This is a genomic window from Flavobacterium sp. WC2409 (assembly GCF_041200085.1).
Lineage (GTDB): Bacteria > Bacteroidota > Bacteroidia > Flavobacteriales > Flavobacteriaceae > Flavobacterium.
In genome coordinates this window covers 3,385,002-3,398,585 of sequence record NZ_CP165625.1, presented here as the reverse complement: position 1 = coordinate 3,398,585, position 13,584 = coordinate 3,385,002, and the positions used below count along the sequence as shown (strand labels likewise).

Annotated in this window: 9 protein-coding genes; 2 read left to right on the top strand and 7 right to left on the bottom strand. The window is 33.9% G+C overall.

Annotated elements, in window-relative coordinates:
• Positions 1 to 53: 53 nt before the first annotated feature.
• Positions 54 to 1,031 carry a tryptophan--tRNA ligase gene (gene trpS / locus AB3G34_RS14500; RefSeq protein WP_369752872.1) on the top strand — a complete coding sequence of 326 codons (978 nt, stop codon included), beginning with the start codon at positions 54 to 56 and terminating at the stop codon, positions 1,029 to 1,031.
• Between the two features lie 57 nt (positions 1,032 to 1,088).
• On the opposite strand, the gene dprA is transcribed toward trpS, so the two are convergent.
• Positions 1,089 to 2,189, bottom strand: a complete 1,101-nt coding sequence (gene dprA, locus AB3G34_RS14495) for a DNA-processing protein DprA (protein WP_367772771.1) — start codon at positions 2,187 to 2,189, stop codon at positions 1,089 to 1,091.
• A gap of 103 nt (positions 2,190 to 2,292) precedes the next feature.
• Between dprA and AB3G34_RS14490 the strand changes: the two genes are divergently transcribed.
• The gene (locus AB3G34_RS14490) at positions 2,293 to 3,228 is read left to right on the top strand and encodes an SPOR domain-containing protein (protein WP_369752871.1); all 936 of its coding nucleotides are present in this window, start codon (positions 2,293 to 2,295) and stop codon (positions 3,226 to 3,228) included.
• A 95-nt stretch (positions 3,229 to 3,323) separates the two neighbouring features.
• Here AB3G34_RS14490 and AB3G34_RS14485 read toward each other — a convergent pair whose 3' ends face one another.
• The 6 genes from AB3G34_RS14485 to AB3G34_RS14460 form a co-directional block, all read right to left on the bottom strand.
• Positions 3,324 to 5,597, bottom strand: a complete 2,274-nt coding sequence (locus tag AB3G34_RS14485; protein WP_369752870.1) for a helix-turn-helix domain-containing protein — start codon at positions 5,595 to 5,597, stop codon at positions 3,324 to 3,326.
• 174 nt (positions 5,598 to 5,771) lie between these two features.
• Positions 5,772 to 6,359 (bottom strand): OmpH family outer membrane protein, encoded by a 588-nt coding sequence (locus AB3G34_RS14480; protein ID WP_367772765.1) that lies wholly within the window; start codon positions 6,357 to 6,359, stop codon positions 5,772 to 5,774.
• Between the two features lie 246 nt (positions 6,360 to 6,605).
• Positions 6,606 to 7,454, bottom strand: a complete 849-nt coding sequence (locus AB3G34_RS14475) for a class I SAM-dependent methyltransferase (RefSeq protein ID WP_369752869.1) — start codon at positions 7,452 to 7,454, stop codon at positions 6,606 to 6,608.
• A gap of 222 nt (positions 7,455 to 7,676) precedes the next feature.
• Positions 7,677 to 9,548, bottom strand: coding sequence for a tRNA uridine-5-carboxymethylaminomethyl(34) synthesis enzyme MnmG (gene mnmG, locus AB3G34_RS14470; RefSeq protein WP_369752868.1), 1,872 nt, complete (start codon positions 9,546 to 9,548; stop codon positions 7,677 to 7,679).
• Between the two features lie 171 nt (positions 9,549 to 9,719).
• Complete coding sequence (gene ybeY, locus AB3G34_RS14465; RefSeq protein WP_369752867.1) at positions 9,720 to 10,139, bottom strand: rRNA maturation RNase YbeY; 420 nt, start codon at positions 10,137 to 10,139, stop codon at positions 9,720 to 9,722.
• A complete protein-coding gene (locus AB3G34_RS14460) occupies positions 10,136 to 13,441 on the bottom strand; it encodes a hypothetical protein (protein ID WP_369752866.1) in 3,306 nt (1,101 codons plus the stop codon). The genes ybeY and AB3G34_RS14460 overlap by 4 nt, the downstream gene beginning before the upstream one ends.
• Between the last annotated feature and the right edge of the window lie 143 nt (positions 13,442 to 13,584).

Genomic DNA, 13,584 nt, shown 5'->3' with positions numbered 1-13,584 from the left:
TTGCGCGCTTTGCAAAAATCTTTACGAACTTTGCGGTTCAGAAAAAAATTACAATGGCAAAAATACTTACCGGAGTTCAAAGTACAGGAACACCACATTTAGGCAATTTACTAGGAGCAATCATTCCTGCAATTCAATTATCGAATGATCCAAAAAATGAATCTTTTCTTTTTATTGCCGACTTGCATTCCATTACACAAATAAAAGACGGAGCAACTTTAAGAGCTAATACTTACAGTACCGCTGCAGCTTGGCTGGCTTGTGGACTAGATGTGAATAAAGTAGTTTTCTACAGACAATCTGATGTGCCACAAACGGCAGAATTATCTTGGTATTTGAGCTGTTTCTTTCCTTTTCAAAGATTGACATTAGCGCATTCATTCAAAGATAAAGCAGACCGACTGGAAGACGTAAATGCAGGATTGTTCTCCTACCCGATGTTGATGGCTGCCGATATTTTATTATATGATGCCCAACTAGTTCCCGTAGGAAAAGACCAATTGCAACATTTAGAAATTACCCGTGATGTAGCCTCTCGTTTCAATCACCAAATGGGAGAAACCTTTGTTATTCCTGAAGCTAAAATCCAAGAGGACAGCATGCTAATTCCTGGAACCAATGGTGGAAAAATGAGCAAATCGGCCAATAACATTATCAATATATTCTTAGATGATAAGGCGTTGCGCAAGCAAGTCATGAGCATTGAAACAGATAGTACGCCACTAGAAGATCCTAAAAATCCAGATACTTGTAATGCTTTTGCTATTTATTCTTTATTGGCTAATGAAGAGCAACTAGCAACAATGAGAGCCAATTATTTAGGTGGGAATTATGGTTATGGTCATGCCAAACAAGCCTTGTTTGAACTGATAACGGAAACGTTCAAAACCGAAAGAGAAAAATACAATTACTATATCAATAACTTACCAGAAGTAGATGCTTTACTGAAAATTGGTGCTGAGAAAGCAACCGTTGTGGCTAATGGAGTGTTATCTCGTGTTAGAGAAAAATTAGGCTTTGAAGTGCTTTAGTTTTTGAAAACAGTATAAAAAACCCTTTCTATTCAAAACTAGGAAGGGTTTTAGATTTTAAATTGCTTCAAACAATTTCCCTGGTAACGGTCTTACAACACCTTTCAATTCCATGTTCAAGAGCAGTCCTGAAATCCTGTAAATAGGAAAATCACATCGCAAAGCGATAATATCCATTAGTTCTTTTCCTGTTTTTAAAAGGTAATCATAGACTTTTTGTTCGTCCTCATCTAGAGTAACAAACAATTGTTTCTGAACGGGTTTTATTTCTTTTTGAATGTCCCAATTGAGGATGTAAACTACATCGGCAGCACTGGTGAGTACATTGGCTTTTTGAGTTTTTATCAAGTTATTACAGCCTTGACTGTATTTGTCCGTTACGCGACCCGGGACTGCAAAAACATCGCGATTGTAATCATTAGCCATGTTAGCCGTAATCAAGGAACCACCACGATCCGCTGATTCAATTACAATTGTAGCCTCAGACATTCCTGCAACAATCCTGTTTCTTCGAACAAAATTTTCTTTGTCGGGATTCGAGGAACTCCAAAACTCAGTCATAAAACCACCGTTCTCTTCTACTTTGGCGACATATTTTTTATGCGTTTTGGGATATATTTGATTCAAACCGTGTGCTACTACACCAATGGTTTGTAAATTATATTCTATCGCCAGTTGATGCGCCACGATATCCACGCCATAAGCAAAACCACTTACAATGATGGGATCTAGAGGAGCTAAATCTTCAATCAGTTTTCTACAAAACTCCGTTCCATACGACGTAATTTGGCGGGTTCCCACAATACTGATTATTTTACGGTTTTTTAGATTGATATTCCCAGAAGTAAATAATAAAAGTGGTCCATCAATACACTGTTTCAAGCGCTCAGGATATGCTTCGTCTTGGAAATAAAGGCCTTTAATACCATTCGTTTTTATAAACTCCAGTTCTTGACTAGCTTTTTCAAAAACTAACTTGTCCTTTAGGTTTTTCAACAACATCGAACCCACGCCGTCAATAGCTGCAATTGCAGCAGTTTTTGTTGTAAAAACAGCTTCGGCACTACCACAATGGGTGATCAATTTTTTGGCCATAATATCGCCAACTCCCTCTACTCTTTGTAAGGCTAATAAATAAAATAAATCCTGTTCCGTCATGCTAATTAATTGTTGCTGAAAAGTATAAAATTATTATCTCAATTGTTAATAAAAATTGTGAATAAAATTTTGATAGCTGTTTTCATTGTATAACTTTGTAAGTATGAACATCGAATCTTACATAGCCCAGCTTTTATATCGTTATCAATGTGTTACCGTTCCTGGTTTCGGTGCATTTTTGACTGAAATTCAATCAGCTCAGTGGGTTGAAAGTGCTAATTCATTTTTTCCTCCTAAAAAAATGATTTCTTTCAACGCTAATTTAAAAAATAACGATGGCTTGCTTGCTAATCATATTGCTCAAGCCGAAAAAACATCTTACGACTATGCCGTAAGTGCTATTCAGTATGCAGTTGTGAATTGGAAAAAAACATTAGAGCAAAACGGAACTTTCTCACTAAAAAACATTGGAGATGTTTCATTGAATGCCGATAATAATTTGATATTTAAACCTTTCGATCAAACGAATTACTTAACTAGTTCTTTCGGTTTAAGTTCATTTGTTTCTCCAGTTGTAAAAAGAGAAATTTTCGAACAAAAATTAGAATCTTTAGAAACTGGAAAAGTAATCTCATTTGAACCAGAAGAAAGAAAAGAAAGTTCGTTCTTAAAATACGCCGCAATTTTCGTTTTAGGATTGGGTTTAACTGGAACTGTTGGCTATTCTGTTTATCAAAATCAAATTGCGACACAAACCGTTTTAGTTGAAACTGCTGTTCAAAAACAAGTACAAAACAAAATTCAAGAAGCTACTTTCTTCATCAAAAGCCCTTTACCAGCTGTAACACTTGCTGTAAAAGAAAGAAAATTACCATATCATGTGGTGGCTGGAGCTTTTAGAGAAGAAAAAAATGCAGACAAAATATTCAATCGTTTATCTAATCTAGGATACAAAGCGAGAAGAATTGCTCCTAATAAATACGGTCTTTTTCCAGTGCTTTATGGTAGTTATGCTACGTATGCTGAAGCAGAAAAAGCAAAAAAAGAAATTCAAGAAAAAGACAATCCTGAAGCTTGGTTGCTGATTGAATCTTTATAAAAAATACATTTCACTATTTAAAAACCTCCAAAGGCAAATGCGCTTTTAGAGGTTTTTTTATTAGATTACTGACCCAATTGAAAACCTAAAATTTCTTAATTTAAACTGGCTTTGAACATTCTCAGTTCGTCCCAAGAATACTTATCACCAAACTGCTCTTTCATTCCTGTTAGTGATTCTTCTTTGTAATGCTTGAAGGCTTCACTCAATTCAGTTATTTTATCATTAGGTAGAATGTCATTTACTTTTACTTTTTTAGATTGTATTAGTTTTACTAGATGGCTTTCGATAGTTTGAGTGGTCAGTTTACGAATGGTTGCTATATCCTGAATTGAATTTTTAGCCAGCCACAACTCATAGGTTTCCTCGACAGTTGATTTCTTCGGTGCTTTATTTTCTGATTTTTTCTTTGCCGAATAACGCTCTACATCTTTTTCATCTTCAATCAAAGTAATATGCACTTTCTTAAATTGATTTTCGATTGCCTCTTTTTTCCTCGGAATGTATTTTTTTATTTCGTCTGAAGTTAGTTTCTCTTTCGAAATAGTTTCTCCAGCAACTACGGTTTCAATTAACAATTTGGCTTTCATCAAACGCAAGACCGCTTTCGTCTGCAACTCTTCTAAAACAATTAATTCATCAAAAAAAGCTTTCACTTTCTTGATGCGTTTTACCTCTTCTAGCTTCCACAAGATCTCAAAAACCAACTCATCCATGGGTTTGAAGAAATAATCAAAAGCAGCTTGAATTCTTTCAGAAACATGAATTAAATCGACTGTTTCGTTATTGAAAATTTTATTGAGCTGTATGATGAATTTTTTGGATGGATCCAAAAGTGCATCAATAGCATTCATTTGCTTGGTTGCCCAAATGGTATGTTTGGATTTCTCGGAACTTTCGGATTTTTCCGAATAACTGTACTTGTGATTGCGCCATTCTTGTGCCAGATCTGACCAGTCAAAACTGTTAATCAAGTAATTATGAATAAAGTTTTTAGTTTCAAAATGCAGCGAATTTTTCAACACCTCTTCTGAGGCTTTGTTCAGTGCATAGTTCATCACATCTTGGTCATTTGAAATTCCGTTCATCCGCAACGGAGAAAGTAAAACAAGGCCTTCTAAGGAGCGTAAACGCGAAAGAGCCACATACGCTTGTCCAGGCATAAAAACTTGCGAAACATCAATCGCTGCTTTGTCAAAAGTTAATCCCTGGCTTTTATGAACCGTAATCGCCCACGCCAATTTAATAGGATAATGAACAAAAGTTCCTAAAACCTCCTCTTCTATTTCCTTAGTAACAGGATCTACTTTATAGCGAATGTTTTGCCATTCGTATTTTTCGACTTCAATGGTTTTGTCTTCCTCTGGAAAATGAATTCTAATTTCTTGGCTCGAAAGGGACTTGATAATCCCCATTTTTCCGTTGAAGTAATTTTTATCAAAGGATAAATCATTTTTCACAAACATGACTTGTGCTCCTACTTTAAGTAGCAAACGTTCTTCAATTGGAAATAATTTTTCAGGGAAATCACCTACTATATCCGCTTTATAATTAATTAATTCTCCTTTTAAATCTTCTAATGCTTGCGCATTCATGGTATCCGCCTTGGCATTATGTGTAGTTAATGTGATATAGCCTTTGTTTTCTTTGAGATCAAAATCAGGTTTCACGTATTTATTGAGCAACTCAATGTCTTCAGTAGAAATTTGGTTATTTCTTAAATTATTTAAAACCGAAATAAAACCCGTATCTGTTTGGCGGTATATTTTCGATAATTCGATATACAGAGGTGGACTTTGTTGCACAACATGCGAATGAAAAAAGAATTTTCCTTGGTAGTAAGCACGCAACGTTTTCCATTCTTCATCGCGAATAACCGGTGGTAATTGTAATAAATCTCCAATAAACAAAACTTGCACACCACCAAAAGGGGTTGTTTTCTTGCGAACCGTTTGCATCATATAATCCATCGCATCCAATAAATCAGCGCGAAGCATACTCACTTCATCAATTACCAGCAATTCCATATTACGAATTACGGATTTCTTCAATCCACTCATTTTAAAATGCCTCCGCAAGGTGTCTTTGGACTCAAATTTAACTGTATCCGTAAATTGAGAATCGACATTAAAAGAAGGAATAAAACCTCCAAAAGGCAATTGAAACATGGAGTGAATTGTAACACCGCCAGCGTTTAAAGCCGCAATTCCTGTAGGTGCAACCACCACCGTATTCTTATGGGTCGTTGCTATAATTTCACGAAGCAAAGTGGTTTTACCTGTTCCTGCTTTCCCGGTCAGAAAAACAGATCGTTGAGTTTGATTGATAAATTGCAGCGTGTAAGAGGCAGCTTCGGAAATGGTTTGCATTAGGCGTATAAATTAAAAACGGAAAATAGTTTCGGTATAATCAACCGAATTAAAACAAAGTAAATGTACCTTTTTTTAAGATTATAAAATAAAAAACAAAAGATACAATTCGTAACAAAAAAAAACCTTCATTCTAATAAAAGAATGAAGGCTTCAATCGAATTAAAAATAAAATTATTTTTTAGTTTCTGTTTTAGCATCAGCTTTAACTTCTACTTTTTCATCTGCTTTGGCAGCTGATTTGTATTTGTCATTTAATGCTTTAACAATATCTTTTGTAATGTCATATTTCTCTTCAGCATACAAAATAGAAGCAGCATCACCAGTACCATAAATGTAGCTGTACCCTTTTTCTTTACCATATGCTTTGATGAATTTTTTAACACCACTTACTAAAGTATCCATTTCAACACTACTATCTTGTTGCAATTGTTGCGATAAAGCTTGTTGTGCATACCCTAATTGTTGTTCTCTTTTTTGCAATTCAGCACCTTTTTTTTGTGCCCATTCTTGCCCATTCGCTTGCGCTTGAGATTGAAAATTGGCAGCTTCTTGTTTGAAACGATTAATCTCTGCTTCTAGCTGTCTTCCTTTTTCAGCAGACTGTGCTTTATATTTAGCTTCAAGATCTTTTGCTTCTGTATATTCTTTCATTAATACTGAAGTATCTACATAAGCTGTTTTTACTTCTTTAACTTCTGCAGTTTTGTTACAAGCAACAACTGAAATAGAAATTGCAATAATTAATAATACTTTTTTCATTTTGGTTTATTTGTAATTTAATGTGTGTACGACAAAAATATAAAAAAATAGATAGTAACCTAAAAAAGTTTAGATTTTACGAGTTTATTTATACTATTAGATTTTACTATTAAAAAAAACAAAAGTATAATTTGTAATTATAAAAAACGGCTTTAATAGCGTTAAAATAAGCTTAAATCTAAAAATAGCCAACAAAACATACGTCTGAAACAACAATCGAGTCTTAAAACTATATTAAAATCGATTTTAGTTGTTTTTTAGCACATAAATATGGGATGAATATTCAAAACTACCTTTTGCTTTCCAGTTGGACCATAAACCAACAAAAGATGCTTTTATAAAATTCATTTTTCCGGATTTATATTTTTCTGAAAGTAGACTCACATAAAATGAATCAAACTTCATAGGAAGTACTTTTTCCAATTGTATGTTTTCTTTTTCAAAAAGTAATTTTATTGCTTTTTTAGAAAAATGCCAAAAATGAATCGGTACATCATATGCTGCCCAAAACGCGCCATAATGTTTTGCGTCGAATGATTTAAAATTCGGTACTGCAATAATTAAAGATCCTGTGGGTTTTAATAACCGTTTCAATTCTTTTATTTGAAAATCTAAATCGGGTACATGTTCCAACACATGCCACATCGTAATCACATCAAAAGATTGATTTTCTAGAGTTCTTGTTTCTTCCACAAAAGCAACTCCTTTTTTACTTGCTATAGCTTTTGCTTTTTCACTTGGCTCGACTCCTATTGTTTCCCAACCATTTTGTTTGGCCACCGATAAAAAATCACCTGTACCTGCACCAATATCTAAAATGCGTCCTTTAGCTGGTTGAAGTGAATTGATTAAATCTAGTTTGTTTTTTAAAGCGATGCTTTTTACAAAATGATAGGCTTTCTCAAATAAAGAACGTTTCCCATCCGTATGAGAAATATAATCTTCACTTTCATAATACTTACCTAAAACGTCTAAACTAGGTTGCGGATGTGTTACTAACATATCCAGATTTTCATCATAGTATAATTCGAAAATTTCTTTTGAAACGGAATGGTCTTTTACGGTAAGGAAATGTTTTTTATTAGAAATGTCCATTTATTAAATTATATACTATTTATACTTTTTCAAACCAAACCCCAAAAGCACAGAAATGCTTTTAGGGTTGTGTTTTATTTATTTTTAAAACTATTCAATAATAACAAGGGTTTCAGCAATAGTTTCACGTGGAACAAAATGAATTTAGATTGTAGATTAACGATTTTAGATTGCAGATCTAAAACTCAGAAATCGCTAATAATACTACAGCAATCTAAAATCTTATCTCCCCATGTAAATCAACAAGACCGAAATATCACTTGGCGAAACTCCACTTATTCTTGACGCTTGAGAAATAGTTACTGGACGTATCTTAGTTAACTTTTGCTTTGCTTCAATAGACATGGATTTGATTTTATGATAATCAAAATCTTCTGGGATTTTCACATCTTCTAAACGAGTTAGCTTATCCGCATTGTTGCGTTCCTTTTCTATGTAACCAGAATACTTCACTTGAATTTCGGCTTGTTCTAATATTTCTTGATCCACATCATTCTCGGAAACATATGTTTTTACTTTTTCAAATTTCATCATATCCTCTAAATCGATTTGAGGACGTGAGAAAATTTTAAACATTTTATCTCCTTGCGAAATCAATGCAGTTTCTTTTGATTCTAAAATTGGATTTGCTTCTGCCATTGTAATACTAGATTCTCGGAAGAAAGCAACCATTTTTTCTGACTCTTTCAATTTGTGCTCCATTCTGCGTAAACGTGCCTCAGAAGCCAAGCCAATTTCGTGCGACATCGGTGTCAACCTAAAATCGGCATTGTCTTGACGCAACAACGTTCTATACTCAGCGCGCGAGGTAAACATTCGATACGGCTCTTCAGTACCTTTAGTAATTAGATCATCAATTAATACTCCAATATAAGCTTCATCACGCTTTAAAATCAATGGCGCTTTTTCATGCACTTTTAAATGCGCATTGATTCCAGCCATCAATCCTTGAGAGGCGGCTTCTTCATATCCTGTAGTTCCATTAATTTGTCCCGCAAAATACAACCCTTCTACCAACTTAGTTTCTAAGGTATGTTTTAATTGTGTAGGAGGAAAATAATCGTACTCGATTGCATAACCCGGACGCAAGAACTGTACTTTCTCAAAACCCACAACAGAACGCATGGCTTTGAATTGAATATCGGCAGGAAGTGAAGTAGAAAAACCATTTACATAAACCTCACAGGTTTTCCAACCTTCGGGCTCTATAAATAGCTGATGTCTTTCTTTATCGGCAAAACGATTTATCTTATCTTCAATAGAAGGACAATATCTAGGTCCTAGACTTTTTATACGACCATTAAACATAGGAGAACGATCGAAGCCTTCACGTAAAATATCATGAACTTCCAGAGATGTATATGTCATGTGACAAGATCTTTGATGAACCAATGGTGAAGTTATATCCGAATATGAAAACTTGTCTGGTTTCGCATCCCCCTTTTCTTCATTCATTTTGGTAAAATCAAGAGAACGTCCATCAACACGAGGAGGTGTCCCAGTTTTCATCCTACCGGATTCAAAACCTACTTTTATCAAATCTTCGGTGATTCCATAAGCAGCACTTTCCCCTGCTCTACCACCACCAAATTGTTTTTCGCCAACATGAATTAAACCATTCAAAAAAGTTCCATTTGTCAATACAACTGATTTCGCTTTGATTTCGATTCCGAGCGAAGTACGAACTCCTTTTATTTTACCGTCCTCGATAATTAGCCCTTGAACCATTTCTTGGTAAAAATCCAAATTTGGCGTTCCTTCTAACATCAACCTCCATTCTTCTGCAAATCGCATACGGTCACTTTGAACTCTTGGCGACCACATTGCAGGCCCTTTGGATTTATTCAACATCTTGAATTGAATAGCAGTTCGATCTGAAACAATTCCAGAGTAACCACCAAGCGCATCAATCTCACGAACAATCTGACCTTTGGCAATTCCGCCCATAGCGGGATTACAAGACATCTGAGCAATGTTCTGCAAACTCATTGTTACCAATAAAGTTTTGGAACCTAAATTTGCAGCGGCAGCAGCGGCTTCTGACCCAGCGTGCCCAGCACCAACTACAATAACATCATATTCTTCTTGAAACATTTTCTTTATAAATTAACTCGACTTCGTCGAGAATGGTATTAAAATCTAAGTACTATTTTATTTTTCTAAAAGCACAACTTCCATTGTTCCACGTGGAACTACATTCGCACTAAAAACAATCCACAAGAATTGTTCCACGTGAAACAAAACCAAGAATATCTATATTAGAATTTACTGTTCCACGTGGAACATGGCGATTTTTTCATCTTCTTTAGAACGCATTAAACGTTCGTTATCCTCGCCTTTGTCTTTATAGCCACAATAATGCAACACACCGTGGACTAAAACACGTTTCAATTCTTCTTCGAAAGCCACATTAAAATCAACAGCATTGTCTTGCACACGCTCTACAGATATAAATACATCTCCACTAATCTCATTCCCTATTGTGTAATCAAAGCTTATAATATCAGTCAATGTATCATGATCTAAATATTCCACATTTATTTTATGTAAATACTCATCATCGCAAAAGATATAATTAATCTCCCCTTCTTTTTTACCTTCAGAAATAATTACAGCAGAAAGCCAGCTAGCAATTGCCTCTTCATTATCTAAATTAAACTCGTTTTCGTAATTAAAATTGATCATTTTTTATTAAAATATTCTTGAACCTTTTGGTTGAAATTGGAGCGCAAAGGTAATGATTGTCTATTTAAAATCTCTATCGTATTTAAATAATCTAACAATGCGTCTGGTAACGGTTTAGATTCATTATTAAAGTCTTTTTTATTTGTTTGTGATTGGCGTTTATTTTCCTCCCCCTGCTCTTGAACGGCTGTTTTTAATTTCAATAATTCCTGTTTAAGATTAAGAATCTTTTGCAGTGTTTCATTCTTAAATCCTTTGTTCAGCAACTGCTTCTCAATTTGTTTCATTTGTTCTAAAACACTTTGTCCTTGATTGCCGAGCCCTTGTTTATTCAACTCATTTTCTAGCGCCTCTCTAAGTTGTTGTTGCTCTTTATAAATCTCCATTATTGCCTTAGCATTTCCTTCTCCTTCTTCCTCAGATTGTGAAACTCCTTTTCCTGGTTTAGAACCCTCACCAGGCTTTCCTTCTTTGTCTTCACCAGGTTTCTTTCCAGCTCCCATTCCTTCCTTGACCTTTTCTCCTATTCCTTCTTGCTTCTTAATTATATCTGGCAATTGCATCCCTGACCCTTCACCCGGTTTTGGTTTACCTGAACCCATTCCTGATAAAGACATTTGCATGCCATTTAATATATCGCTTAAAAAATCACCTAATTTATTAGCTGCAGAAATAGTGTATTGTTGATGGGACAATCCTTTTGGAATTTGAGAGTCAGATAAACTCTCCAAAGACTTATCTATATTGTATTGCATATTTCCTATTTCACGAGTAACATCTTCGGCAATTTTAGGATTACGAACTGACATTGCAAACAGACTATCATCAACATGCTTGAACTGCTGTTTTAAATCCTGTTGCCATTTAATTTTTTTATTAAAAGCTGGAGAACCTGTTTTTAAACTTTTAAACTGCGTCATTAAGTCCTCTTGAGACAAAGAAAAAGCCAATAAATTATCTAAAATTTGGCGCAACATTTTTACATCTTCATCTAATTGTTCCATCTCACTTGACTCCAAACTCTGCGCCATTTTCTTAGACATAGACTTCATGTTCTTAGCCGCATTTTTTTGTTTTGGCTTAGCCTTATCTTTATTGTCTTTTTGCAGTTCATCCGAAGCTTTCTTTAAATCATCATCAATATTCTTTTCATTGGCAGCGTCATCAGGCAAATCAAGTGGCGCCCTCAACTCCTTATTGTCTTTCTTTAAATCTTTCAGATCTTCTTGGATTTTGTCAAATGCCTTATTAATTTCATTCTGTTTATCTAACGAATTCTCCTTTACATTATCTGACAATTGATCTTGCTTCTGTGAAAGTTTGTCTAGCTTATCCGCAATCTGTTCTGCCTTTTTATCTACATAATACTTCTTAGTAAGCTCCACCAATTGCTGTAAATTTTTTACTTGGTTTTTACTGTTTTGTTTGAATTTGTCCAGCTTAGATAACAACTCTTCATTTTTAATTTTATCATTCAGATCTTTAAGTTCATCTAATAATTTTTGGTTTTTCTCTAAATCTTTATCGGCATTATCTAATCGCTTTTGTAAAGCCTCTTTCAACTCATCCTTTTCTTTTGATTTGAATTTCTCAAGATTGTCTTCCATTTTATCAGCAAATTGTTTCATCAAATCATCTTGTTGTTTTTGACGTTTGATAAAATCATTTACTTCCTGTTGTTCTTTAAATTCAAACTTGTCTTTTTCCTTTCCCGATTTCTGAAGTTTATCTAATTCCGAAATTTGCTTGCTTTGATTTTTTAATGAATTTTCTAAACCCTTGATATTATCATTTTGCTGTTGCAAAAATTGATCTTTCTGCTCTTCATCTGTAGCCACACGATTAGAAAAAACAGATGATTTTGAACTTTTGAAATTATGCACTCCATCGTTATCAAAAACTTCAAAATAATACTCATAAGAAACACCTTGTTCCACTGGAAGATTAGAAGGAAAAGAAAATACGAACTGATCAAATGGTGATGACTTTATTGCAATTGTTCCACGTTTTACATTGATGGGATTCGATTTAGGATAATAAACAACCTGAAGCTTTGATAATCCATAATCATCAGAAATTTGACCTAAAACATAGTTGCGATCCACGTTTAAACTATCCGGTGCAGTATGCACTTGTATGGCAGGGAACTGATCTTTGATTATAGATAACTGATAATTTAATTTTTCGTAATTATTTACTCTATTATTGGAGGTAATAATTTGATAATCTGTATTTTGAAGTATATTTTTAGACAAAACAAACTTGTTTTCCTCTTTTGAAAAGGGAAATTCCACCTTATCACTAGACCACACTACATTTTCAGTAGCCAGCGTCTTCATTTTCCATACAACACGTGTTCCTTCGGGTACAATTGCATTACCTGTTCCTTGAATTACTTCTGATTTCTTATTTAAATAAGATGGATAATTCAATTGCATTTCAAAATCAACAATAGATGGAACAACTATAACTTTTAACTCATAATCCGGAGACGAAACTGTGTTGGCTTCTAAATGAAAAGAAATAGCCGTACTAGGATTTGCTATTTTAAAATGAAACTCGCCGTTGCCGTTTTTTTCTAAAAAATAACTTTCGTTAGCTATAAAAATCATAACATTTTCAGGAACAACAGAACCAATAGTTTTTACTCTAAGAATAAAATCCTTATTCTGTTCTGTTTGTAAAGCGGAATTCAGCACCATAAATTGAAATGGAGCTGGTGGCAAAAATGCAGTATTAAAGTGCACTACTCTATTTAAACTTTGAGAAATAATACTTTTATTACCGGATACAAAAAAAGCACTAAATAACAAAACAGGAATAATGGCTAATGGCAAATACTTTTTATTCGAATTAAAATTAATTGCATTACTAAAAGGAATCGGTTCTAAAGCATTTGCCTTTTGTTCGATTGATGCGAGTAACAATTCTGATTTAGAATTTATAGATGTAGTATCCGAAAGTTGAATAAAATTAGTCAACGTATCATTAACATTTGCAAAATGACTACCAATAATTTGGGACGCTTGTTTATAATCTAACCCTTTTTGAAATTTAAACAATTTAAAAATTGGGAACAGAATATAGCGAAGGAAAAGAAACCCTTCAACTCCAAGAAAAATCCAAAACAAAAACATCCTTCCTATTGGCTTAAGCCAAAGAAAATATTCTACAAAAAGAGTAAATAGAAAATACAGCAAACCCAAACCGATAAAGAAAACGATTCCTCGTATCAATTCATTTAAATAAAACTTTCTAATGAAAGCTTCTAATTTTTGATAAATAAAATTTGAATTCTCCAAAATCTATAACTGTTTTATATAACCAATAAAAGTAACAATTTATATGAAATGAACATCAGAAAAAAGTACTCAAAGTACGAAACATAATATGTGAACTACACATGACCAATGAAAAACAATAAATAGCTACATGTCAATAAAGA

Bases quoted from the DNA above. Each gene is read 5' to 3' on its own strand.
- trpS (WP_369752872.1), top strand. From the start codon at position 54: ATGGCAAAAATACTTACCGGAGTTCAAAGTACAGGAACACCACATTTA.
- dprA (WP_367772771.1), bottom strand. From the start codon at position 2,189: ATGACGGAACAGGATTTATTTTATTTATTAGCCTTACAAAGAGTAGAG.
- AB3G34_RS14490 (WP_369752871.1), top strand. From the start codon at position 2,293: ATGAACATCGAATCTTACATAGCCCAGCTTTTATATCGTTATCAATGT.
- AB3G34_RS14485 (WP_369752870.1), bottom strand. From the start codon at position 5,597: ATGCAAACCATTTCCGAAGCTGCCTCTTACACGCTGCAATTTATCAAT.
- AB3G34_RS14480 (WP_367772765.1), bottom strand. From the start codon at position 6,359: ATGAAAAAAGTATTATTAATTATTGCAATTTCTATTTCAGTTGTTGCT.
- AB3G34_RS14475 (WP_369752869.1), bottom strand. From the start codon at position 7,454: ATGGACATTTCTAATAAAAAACATTTCCTTACCGTAAAAGACCATTCC.
- mnmG (WP_369752868.1), bottom strand. From the start codon at position 9,548: ATGTTTCAAGAAGAATATGATGTTATTGTAGTTGGTGCTGGGCACGCT.
- ybeY (WP_369752867.1), bottom strand. From the start codon at position 10,139: ATGATCAATTTTAATTACGAAAACGAGTTTAATTTAGATAATGAAGAG.